Here is a 25,559-nt window from a genome sequence, read left to right on the forward strand (position 1 = left end):
TGTGAACGGGGCCGAGGAATGGAGACGACCATGTCGGCGCCCAAAGAATCCCCCTGGTTCCTCAACCCGCAGCCGCGCTGGGAGGCGACCTGGCGTCTCATCGGTTTCCCGCACGGCGGAGGCGGTCCGCACGCCTTTCGGGAGTGGCCCGGGGTCCTGCACGAACACGTCGAGATGCTCGCGGTGCATCTGCCGGGGCGCGGCAGTCGCTTGCACGAGCCGCCCGTGTCCGACATGGACGAGCTCGTCACCGGCATCGTGGCGGCGATGACGGACTGCTTCGACAAGCCTTTTGCCTTCGTCGGGCACAGCGTCGGGGCCCTGGTCGCCTACGAAACGGCGCGCCGACTGGGCGAGCTGGGATTGCCGACACCGTTGCGCTTGTTCGCCTCTGCCCATCATGCCCCGCACGCGGTCGCCGCGCCGGAACCGATGTACCAACTGCCCGACGAAGACCTTATCGACGTGGTGGGGAACCTGGGTCTGGTGCCCCAGGAGGCGCTGGCCGACCCGGAGCTGCTCGCTCTCATCCTGCCGCCGTTGCGCGCGGACTTCGCCCTGTCTGAGACCTACCGCGCGCCCGAGCGCTCAACGGCGCTGCCGTGCCCGATCACTGCGCTCGGCGGCACCCACGACCCGCTGTTGAGCCCCGATGACCTGCAGGAATGGCAGGCGTACAGCGCAGAGGGTTTCGCGGTGCGCACCTTTGAGGGCGACCACTTCTACACCACTACGCACCTGGCGCAGCTGGGCGAGGCGATCGCGCAGGATGTCGCTGGCGACATCGCCGCGCTGCCGCCGTCGATCCTTGCCGGCGCTGAGGCCGACTATCCGCGCACCGCCTGCCTGCACGAGCTGTTCCGAGCCCAAGCCGCCCAGAGCCCGGGCAGCCTCGCGCTCGTGGACGGGGCGGACCGCTTCACCTTCCAGGAGCTGGACAGCGCAACCGATCTGCTGGCTCGAGAGTTGCAGGGCCGCGGCGTGCAGGTCGACAGCCTCGTCGGGATCTACCTGCCGACCAGCGCCGACTTCGTCGCCGGCTATCTGGGTGCGCTCAAGGCGGGCGGCGCGTACATGCCGCTGGACCTGACGCTGCCACCTGCGGCGCTGGCCGAAGTGCTGCAGGTCGCCGACCCGGTCGCGATCATCACCGATGACGAGCACGCTGGCGGGCTGCCGCGCAGCTGGCACGAGCGGGGGGCGGTCGTGCGGTTGGGGCCGGGGTGGCAGGAGCGGTTGGGGGCCACGGACCTGCCGGAGCTGGACGCGGGTGCTGACAGCGGGCGGCGCCGACTTCCCGGTCCCGACAGCCTCGCGTACTGCGTCATGTCTTCCGGTACGACGGGCGTCCCCAAGGGGATCATCTGCCCGCATCGCGGCGCCGTGAACTCCTATTCGTGGCGGTTGCGGCACCTGCCCTACCAGGGTGAGGAGCGGGAGGCCTGCAATGTCTTCTTCGTGTGGGAGGTGCTGCGCCCCATGCTGGCCGGGCGCACCGCCTATGTGATCCCCGACGAGGTCATCTTCGACCCCGCTCGGCTCGTGGCTTATCTGCGGGACAACGCGATCACGCGGGTGCTGTTCACGCCGTCGCTGCTGGACACGGTCTTGTCGACCCCCGGTCTTGATCTCGAGTCGGCCTTCGCGCACCTGCGCATCCTCTACCTCAACGGCGAAGTGGTCCCCACCGCGCTGCAGCAGCGGTTCACCCGCAGGTTCCCCGACATCGCCCTGGTCAACGACTACAGCATCTCCGAGACCCACGATGTGTGCACGAGCGACCTGAGCGAGCTGGATGCGCGCATCACCCCGAAGTTCGCGCCCGTGGGTACCCCGATGGACAACGTGCGCATCGTTCTGCTCGATGAGGCCAGGCGGCCCGTCCCGTGGGGTTTCGTCGGCGAGATCTACGTCGGTGGGGACTCCCTGGCCCGTGGCTACCTGGCCCAGCCGGAGATGACCGCGCAGCGCTTCATCCCCGACCCGGTACGCGGCGATGGGTCCGTGTTGTTCCGCACCGGGGACGCGGGGCGGTTCCTGCCCGATGGTCGCCTGGAGATTCACGGCCGGATCGCGTTCATGATCAAGCTGCGCGGCTACAGCATCGTGCCGGGCGCCGTGGAGGCCGCCCTGCTCAGCCACCCCGAGGTGGCGGCCGCGTTCGTCACCACGATCGACGACCCGGAGACCGGCCAACCCGAGCACCTCGTGGCCTACGTCGTTCCCGGCGGTGCCCCGCAGGACGAAGCTGAACTCGTCGCGGCGCTGCGGTCGCACCTGAAGGACCGGTTGCCGCCGTACGCGGTGCCCTCCTACATCCTGGCGATGCAGAAGCTGCCGCTATCCGGTACGGGCAAGCTGAACCGGCGGGCGTTACCCGACCCGCGCAAACGCCGCCAGGTGGGTGCCGCGTCGCGAACCGGCGGCGCTGGTCGGTCGGCGCCTGCTCAGCCCGGTGCGCAGGCTCAGCAACTGGAACGATTCATCCTCTCGGTGTGGGAGCAGGTGCTCGACAGCGACGGCCTGGACCCGGAGAGCAACTTCTTCGACGTCGGCGGGCATTCGCTGGCTGCGGCGGCCGTGTGTGCGCACCTGCGTGAGCACGATCTGGACGTTTCGGTCGTGGACGTCTTCCAGTACCCGAGCGCTCGCCTGTTGGCGCGCCACCTCACCCCGGCCGGGGAGGGCGCGCCAACGTCGGCGCCGATGTGGCAACCCGGTCGCCAGAGCGAGGAGCCGATCGCGATCGTCGGGTTGGCCTGCCGGTTCCCCGGCGCGCCCGATGCGCAGACCTTCTGGGAGAACCTGCGCGACGGGGTCGGTTCGATCCGCGAACTGAGCACGCACGAGCTGGCCGAACGTGGGGTCCCTGAAGAGATCTACGCGGGCCCGGACTATCGGCGCATCGGCGCGATCCTGGATGACGTCGAGGCGTTCGATCCGGCGTTTTGGGGTCTCAGCCGCAAAGAGGCGCTGCTGATGGACCCCCAACATCGACTCTTCCTCGAATGCGCCTGGCACGCGTTGGAGAACGCCGGTCATGCCCCGCGCAGTGACGGTGCCCGCACCGGGGTGTTCGGCGGCACTTTCCTGCCGACCTATCTGCTGCATCACCTGCACGGGGGTGGACTGCTCGATCCTACGGACCCGATGCAGGCGCACCTGACCGAGATCGGCAACGACAAGGATTACGTGGCGACTCGGGTATCGCACCTGCTTAACCTGCAAGGGCCGAGCCTGGCGATCCAGACCTCCTGCTCGACTTCGTTGGTGACGGTCGCGACGGCCTGCCAGGCGTTGCGGGCCGGGCAGTGCGACACGGCGTTGGCGGGGGCCAGCAGCATCACCTTCCCGCAGGCCGGTTACCAGTACGTCGAGGGGCACATCAGCAGCAGCGACGGGCATGTGCGTCCTTTCGACGCGAACGCCTCCGGCACGATCCTGGGGGACGGCGTCGGTGTGGTCGTGCTCAAACGCCTCTCCGATGCCCTCGACGCCGGTGACAACGTGCTCGCTCTCATCACCGGGTTCGCTACGAACAACGACGGCGCGCTCAAGGCGGGCTACTCCGCGCCCAGCGTCGCCGGACAGTCGCAGGTGGTCGCTGCCGCGCACGAGATGGCGGGCGCCGACCCCGAGACCTTCAGCTACCTGGAGTGCCACGGCACCGGCACCCTGATCGGGGACCCCATCGAGGTGCGCGCGCTCACCGAGGTCTTCCGGCGCACCACCGACCGGCGCGGATTCTGCGCCCTCGGCTCGGTCAAGGGCGGCATCGGGCACAGCAATATCGCTGCCGGGATGGCCGGACTCATCAAGACCGTTCTGGCGCTGCAGCACCGGCAGATCCCGCCGGTCGTCGACTTTGAGACGCCCAACCCTGGCTTGGAGCTGCAGAGCAGCCCGTTCTACATCGCGGACGAGTTGCGGCCGTGGGAGGCGCCGCCGGGCAGCCCCCGCCGTGCCGGGGTCTCGTGTTTCGGCATCGGGGGCACGAACGCCCACCTGGTGGTGGAGGAGTTCGACCCGCAGACGGCCGGCGGCATCGGTGTCGCCGGTGCCGCCCAGGATGCTCAGGGCGCGGCCGAAGTCGACGGTTCGGGCGGGCAACCCGGTCAGTCCGCGCACCTTTTCGTGATGTCGGCGCGGAGCGCTACCTCGCTGGGCGCCACCCGCGACGCCCTCGTGGCTGCGCTGAAACCTTCCGCGCCGGACGCATCGCCGTTGGACCTGGCCGCGGCCGCGCACACCCTGGCTCGCGGCCGCGAGCACTTCGAGTATCGGCTGAGCGCGACGGGGAGCGACCCGAGCGCGGTGCAGGCTTCGCTGGCTGGCGCGAAGGGACGCCAGGTCGGGGCGCAGGAGCGGGCCGCCGCCGCCCGGATCGTCTTCATGTTCCCCGGCCAGGGGGCGCAGTACCCGGCGATGGGTGCCGGGCTGTACGCAGACGTACCGGAGTTCGCCCGCCACTACGACGAGTGCGCCGACATCCTCGCCGCCGAACACGACATCGACCTACGGGCTGTCGCCTTCGCCGACCCAGCAGCACCGGACCCTGCGCCGGACGCGCCGGCGCAGGATGAGTTCTCGCGCGCGTACTACCTGCAACCGGCGCTGTTCGCGATGGAGTACGCGCTCGCGGCCACCCTGATGGACTGGGGTGTGCGCCCGGCCGCGCTGGTGGGGCACAGCCTCGGCGAGTACGTCGCTGCGACGTTGGCGGGGGTTCTGCAACTGCGTGACGCGTTGGCGCTGGTCCAGGCACGCGCGCACGCCATGGAGGAGGCCGGACCGGGAGCGATGCTGGCCGTCAAACTCGGGGTCGATGAGGCACGCGCCCTGGTGGCCGACGCGGACGACATCGACCTGGCCGTCATCAACTCCCCTCGGGATGTGGTGTTCTCGGGCCGGGTGGAGGCCGTCGAGCGGCTCGCCGCGCAACTGGCCGAAGCCGGCATCGCCGCGCAGCTCTTGCACACGAGCCGGGCGTTCCACTCGATGATGATGCAGGAGGCAGCTGCCCGCGTCGGCGCTGCAGCGGCCACGCTGCAGCTGAACCCGCCGCAGATTCCGCTGGTTTCGAACCTGACCGGGCAGTGGCTGACCAACGAGCAAGCGCTGGATCCGACCTACTGGTCGCGGCATCTACGGGGTGAGGTGCGGTTCGCCGATGACGTCGCCGCCCTGCTGGAGGCAGGCCCGGCGGTCTACCTCGAATTGGGCCCGGGGCGGACCCTGAGCGGGTTGCTCACCTCGATCGCGGCGGAGGGCACGGGGGAGGCCAGCGCCAACGGCGCCGAAGGTGGGCCACCCCCGCTGGCGGTGCCGTTGGGCCGGCACCCGTTGCGCACCGACGCCGGTGACGCGCAGGTACTGCTTGAGGGTCTCGGACGGCTGTGGGAGGCCGGTGTCCCGATCGACTGGGAGGCGTTCTACGCCTCCCGGTCCCGGCGCCGGGTCCCGTTGCCGGGCTACTCCTTCGAGCGGGTGCGTTGCTGGCCGACCGATCCCGGTGGTGGCGCCCTACCCGGCGGTGGCAGCAGCGGAACTGCTGCAGCTGCACCGGCCGACAGCAAAATGCCGCTGGAGCGCTGGTTCTACCTGCCGTCGTGGCGGCGCACCCTGCCGCCGGTGCTCAACCCTGCGGAACCGAGCAGGCGAAGCGGGCAGGATCCCGCGCTGCCGCCGCGCTGGCTGGTCTTCGTACCGGAGTCAGGGCCTGGCGCCCGACTGGGCGCGAGCCTGATCGCTGCGCTCAATAGCCGTGGTGACGACGTGGTGTGTGTCGAACCCGACCTTGATCGCGGGCATGAGGATCCCATCTGTTTCCTGGAGCAGGACCGGGCGCGGATCGCCTGCTCGGCGGCCGGTCACGAGGCGTTGCTGCGCGCTTTGGATGAGCAGGGGCGGCGCCCAGATCGCATCGTGCACCTGTGGTCCCTGGCCGCGTCGCCGCAGGAGCCGCGTCGGCCGCGCGCCGCGCTGAATGTGACGCAGCTGGCGGTCGCCCTGACCCGGGTGGCCTTCGCGGAACCAGTTCAGCTGTGGATCGTTGCAGCGGGGGCGGTGCAGGTCGACGGTGAACCCGTCGACCCGCTCGCAAGTCCGCTGCTGGGCCCGGCGCTGGTCGTCGCCCAGGAGAACCCTGCCGTGGCGTGCCATGTCATCGACGTGGGTCTGGAGCCGGTGCACAACGAACCGGACGACGATCTGGGCGAACTTGCCGACCCGCTGCTGCGGGAGTGCACGGCGGCCGAACCAGACGAAGCATTCATCGTCTCCTATCGCGGCGGTCGCCGCTGGGTGCCCGCCTACGAACCGGTCACCGTGCCGAGCGGGCCCTCGCGGATCCGCCCAGGCGGGGTCTACCTGATCACCGGCGGGCTGGGCCGGATCGGGCGCACCTTGGCCGAGCACCTGCTCGCCGCCGAAGCCACGGTGGTGCTCACCACGAGGGCTCCGGTGACGGACGAGGGTGGTATCGCTGCCGAGCGGGCCGGCGACGCCGACCTCTCGAGCACCGCTGAGTTCCTCACCGGGTGTCGGGAGCGCGGGGGGAAGGTGTTCCTCGTTCAGGCTGACGCTAGCTACGACGGCGACCTGGAGCGTGCCGTCCAGCACACGATCAAGCGCCACGGGCGTCTCGACGGCATCTTCCACGCGGCGGGACTGGCTCAACTCACGTACCTCAGTGAGGTCGACGAGGCCCTCATCGAGCGGGAGTTCGCGCCCAAGGTGGCCGGGCTGCTCGAACTCGACCGGGCTGTGGCAGTGGCCGCCGGCGCCGGTGCGGCGCCGGAGTTCGTCGTCGTGTTCTCCTCAATCGCGGGCACACTCGGGGGGCTGGCGATGTCGGCGTACATGGGCGCCAACCGGTTCATGGATGCGTTCGTGCAGGCCGACCCTCGACGGCACGGGGTGGACTGGTTCTCGATCGCCTGGGATGACTGGGACTTCGAGTATTCGACGCAGCAGATCGAGGCGTACACGGCCAGTGGCGCCGACAAGTTCGCGATGAGTCCCGAGCAGGGGCTGACGGTCCTAGAACGGATTCTGGCGTTTGGTGTTCCGGGGCAACTGTTGGTTTCGACCCGTCCGCTGGAGCCTCGGCTTCGGCAGTGGGTGGACCAGCCCGCCCCGAGCCTAGCGGCCCCACCTGAGGGTGAGCCGGGCGAAACGGCGGGCGAGAGTGGCCAGCCGGGAGGTTCGGACCTGCACGCTCGCCTCATCGGCGTCTACCGGGCCGTGCTGGGAGTTGAGCAGGTCGACGTGGACGACAATTTTTTCGATCTGGGCGGTGACAGCTTGCTGGCGGCCCAGATCCTGTCCCAGTTGCGTTCGACGCTGGGTCTATCCGGTCAGATCCGCCTTCAAGACGTGTTCACCTACCCCTCGGTGGCGGCCCTGGCCCGTTACGTGCAGGACCTCGTCTAGGGCGGCGGGTCCGGGACACGAACCAGCCCCTCGGCTCGCGCGCTGGCCGAGGGGACGGGGCGTGTCCACGGTTGGGGTGGCGGGTAGTGCTCAGAGCACCGGCACCCGCCGCCGGATGTCAGCCACCGTCGACAGGTCGGCTTCGGCCAGGAGGAGTCCCTCTTCGTGGCCGAGGCGGGCCCGGACCCGGCCCAGCGGGTCGATGAGTACCGAGCGGCCGATCCCCAGCGGCTGGGCTCCTTGCGGGGCAGTCCAGGCCATATCGCAGGCCAGCAGGTAGGCCTGGGCGTCCATGGCTCTGGCGCGGGTGAGCACATCCCACTGTTCGGCCTTGCCGGGGCCTTCACCCCAGGACGCCGGCACGAGCACGAGCTCCGCCCCGGCGCGACCCAACGCGGTGAACTGGTCAGCGAACCGCAGGTCATAGCAGGTGGCGACGCCAACGTGGGCTCCACCGATGAGCGTCGTGACGATCTGGTCGCCGGGAGCGACCGTGTCGGATTCGCGGCTGCCGAACGCGTCGTACAGGTGGATCTTGTCGTAGCTGCACTCGCCGTCCGGGCCGGTGACCAGCAAGGTGTTGTGCACCCGCCCGTCCTCGGCGGGGGTGAACATGCCGACCACCACGGTGATCCCGTGTCGTTGGGCGCTTGCCCGCACACCCTGCGCGAACGGGCCGTCGAGCCCCTGTGCGACGGCGCCTAGGTCGGTACCGAAGCAAGCCATCGTCGCCTCGGGGAAGACGACGATCTGGGTGCCACCCTCGGCTGCGCGCTGGGTGTACGCGGTCACCGCGTGCAGGTTCTGTTCCGGGTCGTCCGTGGCCGATATCTGGGCGGCAGCGATACGCATGCACGGTGAGTTCATCTGGGTTCTCCTGTAGTAAGAGGGGTATGCCGAATGTGGGGAGTGGACGCGACCGCGCTTACGAGTACCTGCGCGCCGAGTTGCTCTCTGAGCCTGACCTGCTCGGCACGTTCATCAACGAACAAGACGTCGCCACCGCGGTGGGGGTGTCGCGCACGCCGGTGCGCGAGGCCCTGCTCATGCTCGCAGCCCAGCACCTCGTGCAACTGGTGCCGCATCGCGGGGCGTTCGTGCCTACTTTGACGGGAACTCAAGCCGGCGATGTTTTCACGGCCCGAGAGATGATCGAAAAGTGGTGCGTGCGCGAAGTCATCGCTAACGACCGCGCGCCGGTCGAGGCCATGCGCGCCCGTCTTGAGGAACAGCGGGCTCACGTCAGCGACGCGAAAGCGTTCATTGAGGCCGACCGGGATTTTCACACGCTCCTCATCTCTGCGGCTCAAAACACGGTACTCGCCGACATGTATGAGTCGCTGCGGGCACGGCACGTGCTTATCGGGTTGGCGGCGGTGCGCCACCCGAATGCTCGCCTCACAGACGTGCTCGACGAGCACGGCGCAATCGTGGACGCCCTCGCACAACGCGACGTGGGCGCCGTCGATGCCGCCATCGAGGCGCACCTGCTGGCTACTCGCCGTCGCCTGCTGGGCTCCTGAGCGGCCGGCGCTGCCCTCGATGGCGGCACCCGGTGCCGCGTTGACTCAGGGCACCTGTCCTGCGGTGTCGTCCTCGCTGGAACCACTGAGAAGGACTTGGTCGGCGTCGTCGATGACGGTTTTGCTCATGGCTAGGCCGATGAGCGTGATGAGGCACGCGCCTGCCACCCACGCTCCGATCAACCAACTGTTCTCCATCTGCTTGTGGAACAGAGCGAACATGACGGGGGCGATACCGCCGCCGAAGACACCCGCGAAGGTGTAGGCCAGCGAGGAGCCCGTGTAACGCAGCCGGGCGTGGAACTGCTCGGCGATGTGGGCGGCCTGCGGGGCGTACATGAAGCAGTGGATAACCAGGCCGATAATCACCCCGGCCAGGGCCAGAACGAAGTTCCGGTTCTGTAGCACCGCCAGGAACACGAAGATCCAGATCGCAGCCGCGACGGCAGCCATGCCGTACAGCTTTTTGCGCTCGATGCGGTCAGAGACCCACCCGGCCAGCGGCATGCAGAAAATCTGGATGAACGCGGCACTCATGGTGCACGTCAACGCTTGGCCGTAGGTGAGTTTGTTGGGTCCCGACTGTAGCCAGGTGATGACGTAGATCGCGAAGAAGGCGTAGAGCACATCAGGACCGAAGCGAACGAGGATGGCGCCTACGAGCGCGCGCCCCTGCGTGCGGAACACCTCGGTGATCGGTGCTTTGGGCGCGTCGCCCTGTTCAGCAAGACGCTGGAAGACAGGGGTTTCTTCCAGCTTGTGGCGGATCCACAGACCGAAGCCGACGAGGATCAGTGACAGGCCGAACGCTAGTCGCCAACCCCACGCCAGGAACGTCTCCTGGCTCATGCTGGCGGTCAGGACGAGGACCAGGCTGTTGGCCATGAAGCTGCCGAGCGGGACGCCGGTCTGGGCGGCTGAGGCCCACAGGCCGCGTGTGCCGGGCCGGGCGAACTCGCTGGACAGGAGTACCGCGCCACCCCACTCGCCACCAACGCCGACGCCTTGCAGGAATCGCATCGTGACCAGCAGGATCGGTGCCCAGATCCCTGCGCTGGCGTAGGTGGGCAGGATTCCGATGGCGGCGGTAGCCAGGCCGATCAGCAGCAGGGTCCAGACGAGGACCTTTTTGCGGCCGATGACATCTCCCAGGCGGCCGAAAAAGATGCCACCGATGGGCCGAGCGATATAACCGGCGCCGTACGTCATGAAGGCTTTGATGGTGTCCATCGCGGGGTCGGAACCGTCGAAGAACAGCTTGCTGAACACGGTGCCGGTGACGGCGCCGAACAGGGCGAAGTCGTACCACTCCAGCGACGTCCCCGAGAGGCTTGCGACGAAGGCTTTGTGCAGGCTGCGACGTTCCTCGTCGGTGTGCGGCGGCGCGGTGGCAGCAGCGGGCGAGGTTCTGGGCACGTCACGCTCCTTTCCTAGGGGTGGGGTAATACTCGTTGTATACACGACGAGAAGGCAATAGCCTGACGACGTCATTCGCGGTCGAAGGAGGGGTAATGGGCGTTTTGCGTTTCCGTGTAGTAGGTGCCGATCACGCGGCAGAGACGGTGGATGTTGCCGTTCGGCACGTGTTCAACGGTGGCTACGCCGGTCGCGACACCGCGCAGGTGCAGCACCACGTCGACGAGTTGGCGAAGCTGGGCGTGCCCGCCCCTACTCGCATTCCGACCCTGTACCCGCTGTCGGAGTACCTGGCGGTGCAGGGGAATCGGGTTGCGGTTCCGCACGGTCGCACCTCTGGAGAGGCTGAGTGGGCCCTGGTGGTGCCGCAGGATGCGCGAACCGCGCACGATTACCTCGTCACGGCGGCCTGTGATCACACCGACCGGGCGCTGGAGGTGCATGGTGTGGCGTGGTCCAAGCAGTCCGCCCCGGATTTTCTCGGTGAGGTGGCCTGGCGCTGGGGGGAGGTCGCGCAGCGGTTCGATTCATTCACGTTGCGCGCGTGGGTGAATGGGGATGAACTCATTCAGGACGGCAGCGCGGCACAGTTGCTCTCGCCGGCGTACTGGATTGAGCACATGGAATCCGAGGGGCTGTTGCAGCCGGGCACCGTAGTTATGAGCGGAACGATCCCCATGCTCGAGGGCGTCAACCAGTTCGCGTCGTCATGGCGGGTGGAATTGAGCGACGGCCAAGGCAACGTCAGTGAGGTCTCCTATCGGGTCGAGGAGCTTCCCGCCGCCTGGGACTGACCCTCCTTCACGCCCCATCCGCCCCGCGAGCCGTCACTTCGAAGTGACGGCTCGCCGTGTTTCGTGCGCGAGCCGTCACTGTTCATTGACGGCTCGCGCGGTTACGGGGGCGGGTTGGCGCACCAGCGTGCGTCGATCTCGTCTGGGAAGGCGCGCATCCAGTAGTCGGGGAGTACCTCGTGCAGGCGCTTCCACACGATGCTCGTGGGGTCGTGTGGGTTGGCCACGGCAACGAGGACATCAGGGCCGTGCACGGCGAGGCGTTCCCGGCAGAGGCCGCACGGACTCAGCACGACGGTGCGTCCTGAAGGCTGGCGGTGCAAACAGACCGAGGCGACGATCGCTTGGTTCAATCGGTACGCCGCACAGAATGGTTCCGTCTCGTGACACACCTCGACGGCAGCGACTGCGACTGCGGGTGCCGTGCCGGTCAGGATCGTGCCGTCCGCCAGCAGCATCGCCGCTGCGCCCTGCTCGTCGTTCACGTCCGGGAACCGGATGCGCAGGAGCTCTTCGCACGCAGCGACGGTGGCCTCGAGCAGAGCAGGATCCATCCGGCAACTGTGCCAGGTGCGGGCGTTGAACCGCCACGGGGGGTTCGGCCGCGGCGCCGACAAGGGCGTTCGTGGGGTACTCGGCGGCGTGAACACCTCGTCGTCAAGGTGCACAGGCACCTCCCACCTGGCGCCGTGAAGCGAAGTCGCGACGTCTCAGCCCTGGCACGGTCGTGGTGTCTATGTCTACGGTGGCGCAGACCGAACGGATGAGAGAGACACCTATGAGCGAATATCGCACCGAGAACCCGGCCACCGGCGAGGTCCTGGAGGAGTTCCCCACCCTTGACGACGCAGGCGTGCAGGCAGCCCTGGACCGGGTGGGTGAGGCGTTCACCTCCTGGCGAGCCACCGAGCCGGCGCAGCGGGCCAAGGTCCTTTCCAAGGTCGCCGACATCTATGAGGAGCGATCCCAGGAACTAGCCGAGATCATCGCCCGCGAGATGGGCAAGCCGGTTCGGCAGGGTCTGGGGGAGTTGGCCCTGGTGACGAGCATCTACCGCTATTACGCCGAGCATGGCGTGGCAGCCCTCACCGATGAGGTGCTCAACGTGCCTGGCGGGGGTTCATCCATCGTGCGCCGCGACCCTGTGGGTGCCCTGCTGGGGATCATGCCGTGGAACTTCCCCTACTACCAGGTGGCGCGGTTCGCGGCGCCCAACCTCATGTTGGGCAACACGATCCTGCTCAAGCACGCCCCCATCTGCGCCAAGTCGGCGCTGGTGATGGAGGAGATCTTCCGCGACGCCGGGCTCCCGGAGGGTGCCTACGTGAACGTGTTCGTCACCAACGACCAGGCGGCCGACATCATCGCCGATCCGCGGATTCAGGGCGTCTCGCTCACCGGCAGCGAACGGGCGGGTGCCGCAGTGGCGGAGGTCGCCGGGCGCAACCTGAAGAAGTGCGTGCTGGAACTGGGTGGTTCCGACGCGATGATCGTGCTGGATTCCCCGGATGTGGCCAAGACGGCGAAGATCGCTGCCGCTGTCCGGCTGGGCAACGCGGGCCAGGCCTGCAACTCGCCCAAGCGGATGTTGGTGGCCGAGGACCTGTACGACGAATTCGTCGCAGGGGTTACTGCAGCATTCGAGAAGGCGGCCCCCGGCGATCCGCTCGCCGAGGGCACCCGGATGGGGCCGCTGTCGTCCCAGGGGGCGCTGGACACGCTGCTGGAGCAGGTGCAGGACGCCAAGGACAAGGGCGTCACTGTGCTCACCGGTGGTGACCGCGTGCCGGGTGCGGGGGCATACATGCAGCCCACCGTGCTCACCGACGTCACCCCGCAGATGCGCGCCTACACCGAGGAACTGTTCGGACCGGTCGCGATGATCTTCAAGATCTCCTCTGCGCAGGAGGCCATCGAGTTCGCCAACTCCAGCCCGTACGGACTGTCCGGCTCGGTGTGGACCCAAGACCCCGAACTGGCGCAGTCCGTCGCGGACCGTCTGGACGTGGGCATGGCCTACATCAACGAGCACGGCACGACGATGGCCGAGCTGCCGTTCGGGGGCGTCAAGCGCTCCGGGTACGGCCGCGAGCTCGCTTCGTACGGTATGGACGAGTTCGCCAACAAGAAACTGATCCGCACCGCCGGACGCTGATCACTGCCCGTGTCCGCTCCTGCCGGTATCCCCGGCAGCGCGGACACGGGGATGGGCGGGTAATTGTTGCCGAGGCGGGCAACCGCTAGCGGCAGCTGGCCGCCAGGCTCTTCTCGGGCGCTCGGAAACTGCGTGCCCCCGCGTCCGGGGCGACGAACCACCATCCCGTGCTGTCCCTAGGGACCTTGCTGAGGTTGACGCGTCGGGCACGAAGCCAATTGGCGTTGATGGCTCAACCAACCGGCGGTCGACTCCACGTTCGTGTCCGAACCCTCAGAGGCCGCCCTAGACGGCGCGCCGGGCGGGGCGTAGTCAGACCCTGCGAGGGATGCTGACTCGTTGCGCGACGTGCTGCCAAACGCAGGCGTATCGCAGCTACCCGCAGTGCGATGGCCAGGCGGGGTGATTTCGTGCGAGTCGGAATCCCAGGTCATCGAAGGACGCCTGCGGGTTGGTCTTGCGGCGCACTCCAGAGCGGCAGCTCCAATGGGGGTCGCTCCAGCCTCCGCCGCGGATCACTCGGTAGGGGCCGTAGACGGCTTCGTCATACAGGTCCCAGCACCACTCCCACACTCCGCCAAGGGTGTCGTAGAGGCCCCAGCCGTTCGGTTCCTTCTGCCCAACGGGGCGTGGTCCGGTCGCGGTTGTGGCGTCATACCAGGCAATGTCGGCCAGATTCGCGTAGTGCGGGCCCGTTGTGCCGGCGCGGCAGGCGACTTGCCACTCGGCCTCGGTGGGGAGGCGGTATCCATCAGCCCTGCGGTTCCATTCGACATGCCAGCTGTCGGGCTCCGGTTCATCGTGGGGTCGCCAACCAGCGGTAGATCGCGTCTCACGCTCCGTCACGGTGTAGACCGCAGCGAGGCCTTCGACCTCGGAGAGGGCGTTGCAAAACATGACGGCTTCTCGCCAGTTCACGTCCACCTTGGGAAGTGCTGGGTCGAGTTCCGGCAGCGTCTCGCCGTGGACCTTGGCCCACGTCTCGACAGTGACGGGAGTGGTTGCGATGTGGAACGGTGCGATCTCCACCGACCACGAGTGCCCAGTGCTCCGGTCGACGATCGTCTCGAGGGCAGGGCCCGCCGACGGAACGGTCACCATGTCGATCAGCACAGGCCCATTGTCGTCGGCTTGGCCCCAGCGTTGGCGGCTTCAGGTGTTCAGTGGCGCGAAAGAGATGCGCGCACAGACTTCAGCAGGGGAGTCGTCCGTCACTGAGGATCTGGACACGAATATGGGACGGGCCGTCGCACACGCAACCTGTCGTCGTGCAGGTCAGCGACGAGCGATCATGACATTCCGGCCGGGAACCTACACGTCGGTCGGGTAGATCCGCCGCTCATAGGTTCCCCCCGACGACATCTTCAGTGAGAACCGACATCCTGCGGGGGTGGGCAAACTGTTCTTCCCGGGTGGGAACAACGCGGTCGCGTCCATAGTTGAGTCAGGTGTGCGCAACTTTGCGGAGTCTCGGTTTGACAGGGTCAGGCCGCAGGCGCAGAGTTGAGCCTAGTCGAATCAACCCCGGCCGGAGCCGGGCGAGGTGCCTCTTGATCGGGTCCGTAAAACGAGCCCGAGTAGGCGAGCCAAGCACGAGAGTGCTCGGCCCCGAACAGGTGGCATCCCGCTACGACCCGACCACCCCGACACACAGGGAGTGAAAACCACATGGCTCGTGCAGTAGGCATCGACCTCGGTACCACCAACTCGGCCGTCTCCGTTCTCGAAGGTAACGAGCCGACGATCATCGCCAACGCTGAAGGCGGGCGTACCACCCCGTCCGTCGTCGCGTTCTCCAAGAACGGTGAGGTCCTCGTCGGCGAGATCGCCAAGCGGCAGGCCGTCACCAACATCGACCGCACCATCCGCTCCGTCAAGCGCCACATCGGCACCGACTGGAGCACGGAGATCGACGGCAAGAAGTACACGGCGCAGGAGATCAGCGCCCGCACCCTGATGAAGCTCAAGCGTGACGCGGAGTCCTACCTGGGCGAGCCCGTCACCGACGCGGTCATCACCGTGCCGGCTTACTTCGATGACGCCGAGCGTCAGGCCACCAAGGAAGCCGGTGAGATCGCGGGCCTGAACGTCCTGCGGATCGTCAACGAGCCCACCGCCGCCGCACTCGCGTACGGCCTCGACAAGGGCAAGGAAGACGAGCTCATCCTCGTGTTCGACCTCGGTGGTGGCACCTTCGACGTGTCCCTCTTGGAGGTCGGCAAGGACCCGGAGGACGGCTTCTCCACCATCCAGGTGCGCGCCACCCACGGTGACAACAAGCTCGGTGGTGACGACTGGGACGACCGCATCGTCAAGCACCTGCTGACGATCGTGAAGAACAACACCGGCGTCGACCTGGCTAACGACAAGATCGCCATGCAGCGTCTGCGCGACGCCGCCGAGCAGGCCAAGAAGGAACTGTCCACGGCGACGAGCACCAACATCTCGCTGCAGTACCTGTCGATGAGCGAGAACGGCCCCATCCACCTCGACGAGACGCTCTCGCGTACCCAGTTCGAGCAGATGACCTCCGACTTGCTGGAGCGGACCAAGACCCCCTTCAACCAGGTCATCAAGGACGCCGGTATCAAGCTGTCCGAGATCGACCACGTCGTCCTCGTCGGTGGCTCGACCCGTATGCCGGCCGTCAGCCAGATCGTCAAGGAGCTGACCGGCGGTAAGGAGCCCAACAAGGGCGTCAACCCCGATGAGGTCGTTGCCGTCGGCGCCTCCCTGCAGGCCGGTGTCCTCAAGGGTGAGCGCAAGGACGTCCTGCTCATCGACGTCACGCCGCTTTCCCTGGGCATCGAGACCAAGGGTGGTCTGATGACCAAGCTCATCGAGCGCAACACGGCCATCCCGACCAAGCGCTCCGAGGTGTTCACCACCGCCGAGGACAACCAGCCCTCCGTACTCATCCAGGTGTTCCAGGGTGAGCGTGAGCTGGCCAACGCCAACAAGCCGCTGGGCACCTTCGAGCTGACCGGCATCGCACCCGCCCCGCGCGGTGTGCCGCAGATCGAGGTCACCTTCGACATCGACGCCAACGGCATCGTGCACGTCTCCGCGAAGGACCGCGGTACCGGCAAGGAACAGTCGATGACGATCTCCGGCGGGTCCGCCCTGCCCAAGGACGAGATCGACCGGATGGTCCGCGAGGCCGAGCAGCACGCCGAAGAGGACAAGAAGCGTCGCGAGGAGGCCGAGGCACGCAACACCGCCGAGCAGCTGGTCTACTCCACGGACAAGTTCCTCACCGACAACGGCGACAAGGTGCCCGAGGAGACCAAGACGCCGGTGCAGGAAGCCCTCACCGACCTCAAGGTCGCGCTCGGCAAGACCGGCGACGAGGCTGCCTCCCCCGAGGAGCTCAACGAGAAGGTCAGCAAGCTCAACGAGGTCTCCCAGGCGATGGGTGCTGCGATGTACGCCGCGGCTCAGGCCGAGGGCGGCGAGCAGCCCGGCGGTGAGCAGTCCGGGCCGTTCCCGGGTGCTGAGAACTTCGGCGCTGCCGGCGAACAGCCCACCGCGGGCGACGACGACGTCGTCGACGCTGAAGTCGTAGACGACGACGACAAGAAGTGATTCACCTGCTCCCGGGCCGGGCTGCCGATGAGCAGCCCGGCCCGGGAGCGCGGGTCATCACGCGCCCGCCCAGCGGAGGGACGAGCCTGTGCGCATCCCCGTCAGGTACCACGGCACCCGCGTCGTCGACGCGGCCGGCCAGGAGCAGAACCGCGCCCTCGGCGGCGCAGAGAAGGAGCCGACGATGACGAACGAGAACCAGCCGAACCCCGAGGGTCGCGACGCGCAGGATCAGGTGAACGAGCAGCCCGACGTGCAAACGCAGGGCGCAGGCGACGTCACCGGGGTCCCGAACGGATGGCCCACCCCGCAGGATGACCTGCCGCCGGCCGGGCCGCCGACCTCTCCGACTTCCGGCAACGCCTCGGCTGCCGCCGCGCGCGCCGCCTACGAAGACGCCGCCAAGGGCCGGTCCACGGCTGGGCAGCCTGCCGAACCAGCGGCGCCGACCGCTGAATCGCAACCGGAAGACAGCGCCCCGACCCAGACGCCGCAGCCTGCTACGGAGCAGCCCGACACCGACCTGGACATGGGTGCGTTGGACGGTGAAGCGGCGAAACTGGCTGCGGAACGCTTGGTGGACCTGCAACGGTTGCAAGCCGAATACGTCAACTACAAGCGCCGCGTCGACCGCGATCGTGAGGCCGCTAAACAGCAGGCCATCGTGGGCTTCGTCGACTCGCTGCTGCCCGTGCTGGACGAGATCACCCTTGCGCGCCAACACGGCGAGCTCGAGGACGGCCCGTTCGCCAAGATCGCCGAGAAGCTCGAGAACACCCTGACCCGTCAGGGCATCGAGTCTTTCGGTGAGGTCGGCGAGGAGTTCGACCCCGCCGTGCACGAGGCACTCATGCACACTCACGCCGAGTTGCCTGAAGGCACCACGGCCACCACTGTCGTCATGGTCATGCAGCGCGGATACCGCATCGGTGAACGCATCATCCGAGCGGCTCGCGTCTCCGTGGCCGACCCCGCCTGATCGGCGCGGGTATCTAGTTCAGCGAAGGAGGGGACATGGCCAGCCAGGACTGGTTCGAGAAAGACTTCTATGCCGTCCTCGGCGTCTCGCCCGACGCTGACGCCAAGGAAATCAAAAGCAAATATCGCAAGCTCGCCCGCACCTACCACCCGGACAGCAAACCGGGGGACGCTGCGGCCGAGAAACGGTTCAAGGAGATCGGTGAGGCCTACGCGGTGCTCTCCGATGCCGAGGAGCGCAAACAGTACGACGCGGTACGCGCCATGAGCCGCGGCGGTGCTCGCTTCAGCGCCGGCGGCGCAGGCGGGCCCGGCGGCGCAGCAGGCTTCGACGACGTCTTCAGCACGATCTTCAACAATGCCGGCGCCGGTGGCACCCGATTCACCACCTCCGGTGGCGGATTCGGTGGGGGTCGGGGCGCGGCCGGTGAGCCCGACCTGGAAGATCTGCTGTCGATGTTCGGGCAGGGCGGTTTCGCCCCGGGTGGGGCCGGCAGTCAGTTCGGCGGCGCCCCCGGCGCAGGCCGCGCCGGCTTCCGCCCCCGCAAGGGACGGGATCTGCACGCGACGGCTTCCTTGGCCTTCCGGCAAGCCGTCGAAGGTGACACCGTCGTCGTCAGCGGGGTCGGTGGTAAGTCGATCACGGCTCGCATCCCCGCAGGTGTCAAGGACGGGTCGACGATCCGGTTGCGCGGCAAGGGCGAGCCTGGGCCGGGCGGGGCTCCTGCCGGAGACATCCTGCTCAAGATCAGCGTCACTCCGCACGAGGTGTTCACCCGCGACGGCGACAACCTCACCGTCGATGTGCCGGTGACGTTCGCCGAGGCGGCGCTGGGAGCCACCATCGCCGTCCCGACGCTGTCGGGGGAGTCTGTCAAGGTCAAACTCCCGGCCGGGATCGCCAGCGGCAAGACGCTGCGGGTACGCGGCCGTGGTGTCGCCCGCAAGGGCGGAGGTGCCGGAGATCTGCTGGTGCGCGTTCAGGTGCTCGTGCCGCAGCGGTTGACTGATGAGGCCCGGGAAGCGGTCGAGGTCCTGCAGCGTCTCGACGCCGGCATCGACCCCCGCGAAGACGTGTTCCGCAAGGCCAGGTCGAGCTGAGATGAGTGCGCGTTCCCGCCGCGACGCAGCGGCCTTCACCCATGACGATGACACCCCCGTCTTCGTCATCTCGGTGGCAGCCCAATTGGCGGGGATGCACGCGCAGACGCTGCGGCAGTACGACCGGCTCGGGCTGGTCATCCCTGCACGCACACGCGGGGGCGGGCGGCGCTATTCCAACCGGGATATCGCCCGTCTCCGCGAGGTCCAGCGGCTTTCCCAGGAGGAAGGCGTCAGCCTGCCCGGGATCCAGCGGATCCTTCAGCTCGAGAACGAAGTGCATGACATGCGCGCCGAGAATGAGGCGCTACGCCGCCGAGTGTCCCAACTGACCGAGTTACTGCAGCGCGGCTCCCGCGTCTTTGCAGCCGGGCGTGGCGGCGACGTGGTCGCCGTCCCGGTGGGCCAACGGCCGCACCGCTCTCGATCCGAGTCACGTGCGCTTGTCCTGTGGCGTCCGCACGGCGGGCGCTGAGCAAACGCGGAAACTCATCTGCGCGAGCAGGACCATTGCCCAGACCGCTCTAGATGGTGCGGGTGGCGGCCGATGGGACAGTGGGCTGGCATCGGGCCAGGTCCGCCCCGCCGCAAGGGAGTAGCCGTGACCGACTTTCGTACTGTCGTGGTTGGTATGACCGCCGTGTTCGTTGGGTCGAGCGCCCTCATGGGCTGCAGCGCCGCAACCGACGACCCGGCCACGTCACAAGACACGGGTGGAAGCGCGCTCAAGACGGCCCGCATCTACGTCGTTGCGCCCATGAGCGGTGAAGGCGCGGGGCTCGGGCTTGGGGTGCGCAACTCGGTGCAACTGGCTGTGAAACAGGCGCTGCAACGCCAAGACGTGCCCGGGTGGAACCTCGAGGTGGTTCCGCTGGATGACGCCTCAGAGCGTGCCGGTGCCAAAACGGCGGCCGAGAAAGCAGCCGCAGACGAGCAGACCGTTGCCGTCATCGGATCGATCTACTCGGGACTCACCTCGGAGATGCAACCCATTCTGGGCAAGGCAGGCATTGCGCACGTTGCGCCGTCCGCGACGAGCCCGAACCTGACCAAAGGTGAGAAGTTCGCGACCGCACCCAAGCGTCCGTACGACAATTTCTTCCGGGTCATCGCGCCCGACGACGCGCACGGCCCGACCGTGGCTAAATACATGCGCGCCAACGGTATCCAGCGCGTAGCGGTGGTGCACGACAACGACGACTACGGCAAAGGGCTCGCCGAGGCTTTCACCAAAGCGTTCACCGCCGCCAAAGGAAAGATCGTGGCTACCGGCACGGTGCACACCACCGGCGAGCCCAGCTTCCCGGGGTTGGTCAACACGTTGGTCAAAGCAAAACCGCAAGCAGTCTTCTTCGGGGGCCAAGACCCACAGGGAGGGCCCCTGTCCGGCCAGTTCAAGGAAGCCGGAATGCACGTCCCGCTGGCCGGTGGAGATGCGCTCACCACCGACCTGTACATCCCCAAGGCAGGGCCGCTCTCAAGTGGTGACATCAGCACCAGTGCCGGGGCCCCGGTCGAAACGGTGGCCGCCGGTAAGAAATACCTAGCCGACTACTCGGCCGCGGACTTCACCGAGACCGCTACCGGCTACGGACCGCTGGCCTATGACGCCACCAACGCCGTACTGCAGGCGTTGAGTCAGACCTTGCCCAGCGCCACCACCCCCAAGGACGCCCGCCAGTCCACGGCGCAGGCGTTGGCAAAGGTGTCCTTCGAGGGCACCAGCGGCAAGGTTGCCTTCGACGAGTTCGGCGACATCACGCCGCGCGTGGTGACAGTCAACGTCCTCAAATCCGGCGCCTGGAAACCGGCCAAGACCTACACCCTGGACTGAGTCGCCCGCGACCAGGACGCCTTCCCGCAAGCAGAGCGGGACACGTCGGGCGCTCGGTATGAGCAGGCCTGGAGCGCGGGCGGCGCTTTCCGCTCTGCTCCATCCTGCCGTCGCGTCATCCCCGTGCCGGACAACACCCAGGGCTGTTCGCCCCAGTCCTTCTTGCAGGCGTGCTGCCGGGCGAAGTCGCGCCGGCGCCGATCTCTGCGCACCGGATCCTGGCGCGTAGCCGAGGGGTCGCGTGCCACCCTGACCTCTCGATAACCGGGCGCAAGCTCTGTGGTCTGGTGCATGTCCTGCGCCGATCGGTACCCGTCCCCGCTCGCCCTCGCACCCGGTTCCCGCCGAGGAGCTGACCAATCTCGTCCCGGCGGCGCAGGTAACACGGCAGGACCGCGAGCGACTGGGATGCTGGGATGCTCGAAGGTGGCGGAGGGCTCAGCGAGTGAGCCGGGGCTCAGTAAGTGAGCGGGCTGACCAGACTCTCCAAGCGACCCGACTCCTGGGCGAGCCGCTCCGCTGAAGTGTGCAACTCCGCAGCAGCCTGCCTCGAGACCCCGGCAGCCTGGGTGGCGTCGGCGACATTGGTCGCGATGCCACCGGCACCCGCCGCAGCGTCGCCGACGCTGCGAGCCATCTCGTTCGTCGTGGCCGTCTGTTCCTCGACCGCGGAGGCGATGGTTGCCTGGTTGTCATTGATCCGGGCGATGATCTGACCGATTTCGCTGATCGCCGTCACCGCCGTCTCGGTGTCCACTTGGATCTGGCCGATCCGCGCGGTGATGTCCTGGGTCGCCTGCGCGGTCTCCGAGGCCAGATCCTTGACCTCACCGGCCACGACCGCGAAGCCCTTACCTGCTTCACCGGCGCGAGCCGCCTCAATGGTGGCGTTCAGCGCCAACAGGTTCGTCTGCTCGGCGATCCCCGTGATGGCCTTGACGACGTTGCCGACCTCGGCGCTGCTGCGTCCTAGCGCCGCTACCGTGGCGTTGGTCCGCTCAGCCACATCTACCGCCGAAGCGGCAACGCTGGCCGCCTCGTTCGCACTCTTGGCGATCTCCCGGATGCTGGCCGTCATCTCTTCGGTGCCGGCGGCAACCGTCTGGACATTGGAGGAGACCTCCTCAGTCGCGGTGGACACGGTCGTCATCCGGTTGGCGGTGTCCGCCGAGGCGTTCTGCACCTGGTCGGCGACTGAACGCAACGACGATGACGCTTCCGCCACTGTGGATGAGGCGTTGGAAACCTCCCGAATGAGTTTCTGTGTCGCCTGCCGGGTGTCCTCACAGGCATTCGCCAGGCTCCCGATCTCATCGCCCGAATGCGCCTGGGACGCGACTGTGAAGTCTCCACGCTGCATCGCCCCCATGGAGGTGCGAACAGCCTCCACCGAGGCCAGCACGCGACCGGCGATGCTGAGCGCGGTCCACGTGATGGCCAGACCGGAGATGAGCAGCGCCATGACACCCATGATGCGGAGTCGGTGAGCGGTGTCCGCGACGGCCTGCTCGGCTGCCTGAGCGGCTGCGTCTGAGTCGGCACGCAACTTCTCCAACCGCATGTGCAGCCCGGAATACACCTCGGCTGATTCGCGGAACGTGTTGTCCCCTTCGGTAAGCGAACCAGGCTTGGCGCTGCGGTAGGTGGCTGCCGCCTTTGCATCGAGGGTGGCGAAGCGATCAACCAGCGTGCGCATCTCGGCCACGATCGCATTGCCCGAGTCATCGAGCCCCTCGACCGGGAAGGTCTGCACCACTTCGCGGGCGCGGTTGAGGCTGGACAAGAACGCCGCGCGGCGCGGCATATCGTCCCGTGCGGCCAGCGCGCCCCCATAGGTGTGCACGTCGGTCACATAGGAGACCTGGGCGCTCTTTGCCTGGGTCAGGAGATCATCGGTCAGGGTCGCCGCATCGGCCGCCGAGTTGGCCGCAGCGACTCGCTGGGCGGCGCTTTCCATCTGGGCCACGCCGGTCCAGGTGAGCACCGCCAACAAAAGCACGCTGAGTAGCCCGATCAACCCGATCATGAGCATCTTGGCTCGCAGGCCGAGTTGGCGGCGTCCGCCCTGCGGTGCTGTCCCCGCAGGGGCTGCCCCGGGGGTGGCCGCAGTGGATCCGCGGTGGGTTGGCACCAGCCGTCGTACGTTCATTCCTCGACTCCTCCCGACGCCTGCTCGCAAGGGAGTCTCAGCACAGGCGCATGGTTTCGAATCACCCATCGACGCCTTCAGCGACATGCGTAGCGCTTCGGGACTATTGCGTGCCCCAGAAGCGGTTTTTGAGGCGCAACCCACCCCGCGTCGCCACCGCAGAGGCCGCTGCCAGCAGCGGCAGCTGGCGTTTCGCCCGGAACATGTCAGTGGGGTCGAGGCGGGCGAACCCGTCCTCGACCCCACTGGCCTGTTCGAAGATTCAGATCTTCGTGACTGGCGTCTCCGGCGTCTTCCCGGCAAGCACGGCCAGGGCGTTACGCGCGGCGAGTTCGGCCATTGCGGTGCGGGTCTCGACTGTCGCCGAGCCCAGATGCGGCAGCAGAACGACGTTGTCGAGGTCCAGCAACCCTTCGTGCACTGTGGGCTCGTTCTCGAAAACGTCCAGGCCTGCTCCGGCGATCTGGCCGGAGGTGAGCGCCTCGACGAGGGCGGCCTCATCGATGATCGGCCCGCGAGCCGAATTGACGAGGTAGGCGGTCGGCTTCATTTTCTTCAACGCCTCGGCGTCGATGAGGTGATGCGTCGAACCCTCCTGCCCGGCCGGGATGAGCGGGCAGTGCAGCGAGACGACGTCTGCTTGGGAAAGCAGTTCGTCCAGCTCCACCTTCTTGGCGCCCAGTTCCTGCTCCACACTCGCGTCCATCTCGTAGGCGTCGGTGTAGATGACCTCCATCCCGAAGACCTTGGCCCGGCGGGCCATCGCGATGCCGATCTGGCCGGCCCCGACGATGCCGATGGTCTTGCCCTGCAGGCCCATACCGAGCATGTAGAACATGCCCCACTGCCATGGCGTCTTCGAGCGGATGACCCGCTCGCCCTCACCGAAGCGGCGGGTCACCATGAGCATCAGGCCGAAAGCGGTGTCGGCGGTCGTCTCCGTCAGCACCTTGGGGGTGTTGGTGGCGACGATGCCGCGCTTCTCGCACGCTGCTACGTCGATGTTGTTGTAGCCGACCGCCACGTTGGCGACGACCTTGAGTTGCTCACCGGCAGCGTCGAGGAACTCGTCGTCGACCTTCTCGGTGAGCAAGGTCAGGACGGCGTCTGCACCGGCGATGAGCTCGAGGCACTTCTCGCGTGAGATGCACTCCTCGTGATCCCAGACCGTCACGTCGTGCTCGGCCTGCAACGCCTCGATGCCCTCTTGAGGAATTCTGTTGGTAACGACCACCTTGGCCATGGGTTCTCCTCAGCTCTCGATCCAGGACTTCAACAGGCCCAGACCCTCGCGAATGTCCTCCTCCGGGAGCCCGGAATAGGCGAAACGCACGTAGGCACGCTCTTCACCCGGCTGTGGCCGACCGAAGTGCTTGCGGGTGCAGAACGAGACACCGGTGGCGTGCAGCGCAGCGGTGGAGAACTCGTTGACTTCCTCGATGCCCTTGCTGGCCATCGCCTCGGTGACGTCGGGGAACAGATAGAACGTCGACTCCGGCTTGGCGATCTGGACGCCTTTGGTCGTGGAAAGCACATCGAACGCCGCGTCGCGACGACCGCGAAGTGTCTCCAGGATCTGCTTGACCTCGCTCTGGTCACCGGTCAGACCGGCAGCACCCGCGTACTGGATGAAGTGGGTCGTGCACGACTCGTTGTTCGTGTTCATCGTGCTCATGACCTTGGCGACCTCCAGCGGGGCGATTCCTGCCCCGAGGCGCCAACCTGTCATCGCGAACTTCTTGCTGAACGTGTAGAGGATGACGGTCCGCTCGGCCATTCCTGGCAGCGCGGCGATGCTCTTGCTCTCGCCCGAGTAACGCATCTCGAAGTACGCCTCATCGGAAAGCACCCACAGGTCGTGCTCGATCGCCAACTGCGCGACAGCCTCCCGTTCGGCGTCCGTGGACTCTGCCGAGATGGGGTTCTGCAGGTCGTTGTAGATGATGGCGCGGGTCTTGTCGGTGATGAGGGAACGCACCTGGTCGAGGTCGATCGCGAAACCGCGCTCGGTCGGTACGTACCGGTAGGCCTTAGCCACCCCGCCGAGGTATTCGATCTGCGATTCGTAGATCGGGAAGCCCGGGTTGGGATAGAGCACCTCGTCGCCCGGGTCCATGACGGCCTGCAGGAACTTGGTGATGACCGGCTTACCGCCCGGCTGCACCACGACATTGTCGGGGGTGTAACCGGTGCCGCGACGCTTGTTGATGTCGTCGGCGAGCGCTTCACGCAACAGTGGGATTCCTGCGCCGGGGCAGTAACCCGTCTTGCCGTCGGCGATGGCTTTGTTCATCGCTTCGGTGATGACCTGCGGGGTAGCCAGGTCGATATCTCCCAGGTGGAAGGGATAGATGCGGTGGCCCTGGGCCCCCCACTCGTTCGCTGCGAGGGAGACGGCAAATGCGGTTTCTGTGCCGAGCCTCGACAGCCGTTGCGCCAATGGCATGGCGTCTCCTTTCGGCCGTGTTCGGTCAGCGTAACGACGCCCCGACCTGCGCGTCTGCGGATTCGCAAGAACGGCTGAAGACGGGTGAGTGTGACATAGCGGACGTCGGCTCCCGGGGTGGTTTCAGGGTCGGAACCAGCCTCG

At 67.2% G+C, this 25,559-nt stretch carries 16 protein-coding genes; 9 read left to right on the forward strand and 7 right to left on the reverse strand.

Annotated features, from left to right (window positions below; translation table 11 throughout):
- Nucleotides 1–30 precede the first annotated feature (30 nt).
- Nucleotides 31–7,434 (forward strand): type I polyketide synthase, encoded by a 7,404-nt coding sequence (locus tag G9V96_RS11385; RefSeq protein WP_168583125.1) that lies wholly within the window; start codon nt 31–33, stop codon nt 7,432–7,434.
- A 90-nt stretch (nt 7,435–7,524) separates the two neighbouring features.
- Here G9V96_RS11385 and G9V96_RS11390 read toward each other — a convergent pair whose 3' ends face one another.
- A complete protein-coding gene (locus tag G9V96_RS11390) occupies nt 7,525–8,301 on the reverse strand; it encodes a carbon-nitrogen hydrolase family protein (protein ID WP_168583126.1) in 777 nt (258 codons plus the stop codon).
- Between the two features lie 26 nt (nt 8,302–8,327).
- Here G9V96_RS11390 and G9V96_RS11395 point away from each other — a divergent pair, with 26 nt between their 5' ends.
- Nucleotides 8,328–8,957 (forward strand): GntR family transcriptional regulator, encoded by a 630-nt coding sequence (locus G9V96_RS11395; protein ID WP_168583127.1) that lies wholly within the window; start codon nt 8,328–8,330, stop codon nt 8,955–8,957.
- 45 nt (nt 8,958–9,002) lie between these two features.
- Here G9V96_RS11395 and G9V96_RS11400 read toward each other — a convergent pair whose 3' ends face one another.
- Nucleotides 9,003–10,373, reverse strand: a complete 1,371-nt coding sequence (locus tag G9V96_RS11400; protein ID WP_226913290.1) for an MFS transporter — start codon at nt 10,371–10,373, stop codon at nt 9,003–9,005.
- A 95-nt stretch (nt 10,374–10,468) separates the two neighbouring features.
- Here G9V96_RS11400 and G9V96_RS11405 point away from each other — a divergent pair, with 95 nt between their 5' ends.
- Entirely contained in the window at nt 10,469–11,167 is a 699-nt protein-coding gene (locus G9V96_RS11405; RefSeq protein ID WP_168583129.1) for a DUF2848 family protein, read from the forward strand.
- A gap of 101 nt (nt 11,168–11,268) precedes the next feature.
- Here G9V96_RS11405 and G9V96_RS11410 read toward each other — a convergent pair whose 3' ends face one another.
- Nucleotides 11,269–11,721 carry a cytidine deaminase gene (locus G9V96_RS11410; protein ID WP_168583130.1) on the reverse strand — a complete coding sequence of 151 codons (453 nt, stop codon included), beginning with the start codon at nt 11,719–11,721 and terminating at the stop codon, nt 11,269–11,271.
- Nucleotides 11,722–11,945: 224 nt separating this feature from the next.
- On the opposite strand from G9V96_RS11410, the gene G9V96_RS11415 reads away from it, so the two are divergent.
- Nucleotides 11,946–13,322 carry an NAD-dependent succinate-semialdehyde dehydrogenase gene (locus tag G9V96_RS11415; protein WP_168583131.1) on the forward strand — a complete coding sequence of 459 codons (1,377 nt, stop codon included), beginning with the start codon at nt 11,946–11,948 and terminating at the stop codon, nt 13,320–13,322.
- Between the two features lie 375 nt (nt 13,323–13,697).
- On the opposite strand, the gene G9V96_RS11420 is transcribed toward G9V96_RS11415, so the two are convergent.
- Nucleotides 13,698–14,435, reverse strand: coding sequence for a formylglycine-generating enzyme family protein (locus G9V96_RS11420; protein ID WP_210424399.1), 738 nt, complete (start codon nt 14,433–14,435; stop codon nt 13,698–13,700).
- Nucleotides 14,436–14,990: 555 nt separating this feature from the next.
- Here G9V96_RS11420 and dnaK point away from each other — a divergent pair.
- The 5 genes from dnaK to G9V96_RS11445 all read left to right on the forward strand — a co-directional run bounded on the left by dnaK (nt 14,991) and on the right by G9V96_RS11445 (nt 20,820).
- Nucleotides 14,991–16,907: a molecular chaperone DnaK gene (gene dnaK / locus G9V96_RS11425; RefSeq protein ID WP_168583132.1), complete on the forward strand. Its 1,917-nt coding sequence runs from the start codon at nt 14,991–14,993 to the stop codon at nt 16,905–16,907.
- An 88-nt stretch (nt 16,908–16,995) separates the two neighbouring features.
- A complete protein-coding gene (locus tag G9V96_RS11430) occupies nt 16,996–17,886 on the forward strand; it encodes a nucleotide exchange factor GrpE (protein ID WP_226913291.1) in 891 nt (296 codons plus the stop codon).
- A 35-nt stretch (nt 17,887–17,921) separates the two neighbouring features.
- The gene (locus G9V96_RS11435; protein ID WP_168583133.1) at nt 17,922–18,986 is read left to right on the forward strand and encodes a DnaJ C-terminal domain-containing protein; all 1,065 of its coding nucleotides are present in this window, start codon (nt 17,922–17,924) and stop codon (nt 18,984–18,986) included.
- A gap of 1 nt (nt 18,987) precedes the next feature.
- Entirely contained in the window at nt 18,988–19,461 is a 474-nt protein-coding gene (locus G9V96_RS11440) for a heat shock protein transcriptional repressor HspR (RefSeq protein WP_168583134.1), read from the forward strand.
- A gap of 126 nt (nt 19,462–19,587) precedes the next feature.
- Nucleotides 19,588–20,820 carry a branched-chain amino acid ABC transporter substrate-binding protein gene (locus G9V96_RS11445; RefSeq protein WP_168583135.1) on the forward strand — a complete coding sequence of 411 codons (1,233 nt, stop codon included), beginning with the start codon at nt 19,588–19,590 and terminating at the stop codon, nt 20,818–20,820.
- Between the two features lie 457 nt (nt 20,821–21,277).
- On the opposite strand, the gene G9V96_RS11450 is transcribed toward G9V96_RS11445, so the two are convergent.
- From G9V96_RS11450 to G9V96_RS11460, 3 genes are all read right to left on the reverse strand, one after another.
- Complete coding sequence (locus G9V96_RS11450; protein WP_168583136.1) at nt 21,278–22,969, reverse strand: methyl-accepting chemotaxis protein; 1,692 nt, start codon at nt 22,967–22,969, stop codon at nt 21,278–21,280.
- 262 nt (nt 22,970–23,231) lie between these two features.
- Entirely contained in the window at nt 23,232–24,212 is a 981-nt protein-coding gene (locus G9V96_RS11455; RefSeq protein ID WP_168583137.1) for a 2-hydroxyacid dehydrogenase, read from the reverse strand.
- Nucleotides 24,213–24,221: 9 nt separating this feature from the next.
- Nucleotides 24,222–25,415, reverse strand: coding sequence for a pyridoxal phosphate-dependent aminotransferase (locus G9V96_RS11460; RefSeq protein ID WP_168583138.1), 1,194 nt, complete (start codon nt 25,413–25,415; stop codon nt 24,222–24,224).
- Between the last annotated feature and the right edge of the window lie 144 nt (nt 25,416–25,559).

The sequence above is a fragment of the Gephyromycinifex aptenodytis genome (assembly GCF_012277275.1).
Classification (GTDB): domain Bacteria; phylum Actinomycetota; class Actinomycetes; order Actinomycetales; family Dermatophilaceae; genus Gephyromycinifex; species Gephyromycinifex aptenodytis.

What these genes read in the sequence shown, in the direction of transcription:
- G9V96_RS11395 (WP_168583127.1), top strand. Translation starts at nt 8,328, where the DNA reads ATGCCGAATGTGGGGAGTGGACGCGACCGCGCTTACGAGTACCTGCGC.
- dnaK (WP_168583132.1), top strand. Translation starts at nt 14,991, where the DNA reads ATGGCTCGTGCAGTAGGCATCGACCTCGGTACCACCAACTCGGCCGTC.
- G9V96_RS11390 (WP_168583126.1), bottom strand. Translation starts at nt 8,301, where the DNA reads ATGAACTCACCGTGCATGCGTATCGCTGCCGCCCAGATATCGGCCACG.
- G9V96_RS11415 (WP_168583131.1), top strand. Translation starts at nt 11,946, where the DNA reads ATGAGCGAATATCGCACCGAGAACCCGGCCACCGGCGAGGTCCTGGAG.
- G9V96_RS11385 (WP_168583125.1), top strand. Translation starts at nt 31, where the DNA reads ATGTCGGCGCCCAAAGAATCCCCCTGGTTCCTCAACCCGCAGCCGCGC.
- G9V96_RS11405 (WP_168583129.1), top strand. Translation starts at nt 10,469, where the DNA reads ATGGGCGTTTTGCGTTTCCGTGTAGTAGGTGCCGATCACGCGGCAGAG.
- G9V96_RS11450 (WP_168583136.1), bottom strand. Translation starts at nt 22,969, where the DNA reads ATGAACGTACGACGGCTGGTGCCAACCCACCGCGGATCCACTGCGGCC.
- G9V96_RS11435 (WP_168583133.1), top strand. Translation starts at nt 17,922, where the DNA reads ATGGCCAGCCAGGACTGGTTCGAGAAAGACTTCTATGCCGTCCTCGGC.
- G9V96_RS11455 (WP_168583137.1), bottom strand. Translation starts at nt 24,212, where the DNA reads ATGGCCAAGGTGGTCGTTACCAACAGAATTCCTCAAGAGGGCATCGAG.
- G9V96_RS11460 (WP_168583138.1), bottom strand. Translation starts at nt 25,415, where the DNA reads ATGCCATTGGCGCAACGGCTGTCGAGGCTCGGCACAGAAACCGCATTT.
- G9V96_RS11440 (WP_168583134.1), top strand. Translation starts at nt 18,988, where the DNA reads ATGAGTGCGCGTTCCCGCCGCGACGCAGCGGCCTTCACCCATGACGAT.
- G9V96_RS11410 (WP_168583130.1), bottom strand. Translation starts at nt 11,721, where the DNA reads ATGGATCCTGCTCTGCTCGAGGCCACCGTCGCTGCGTGCGAAGAGCTC.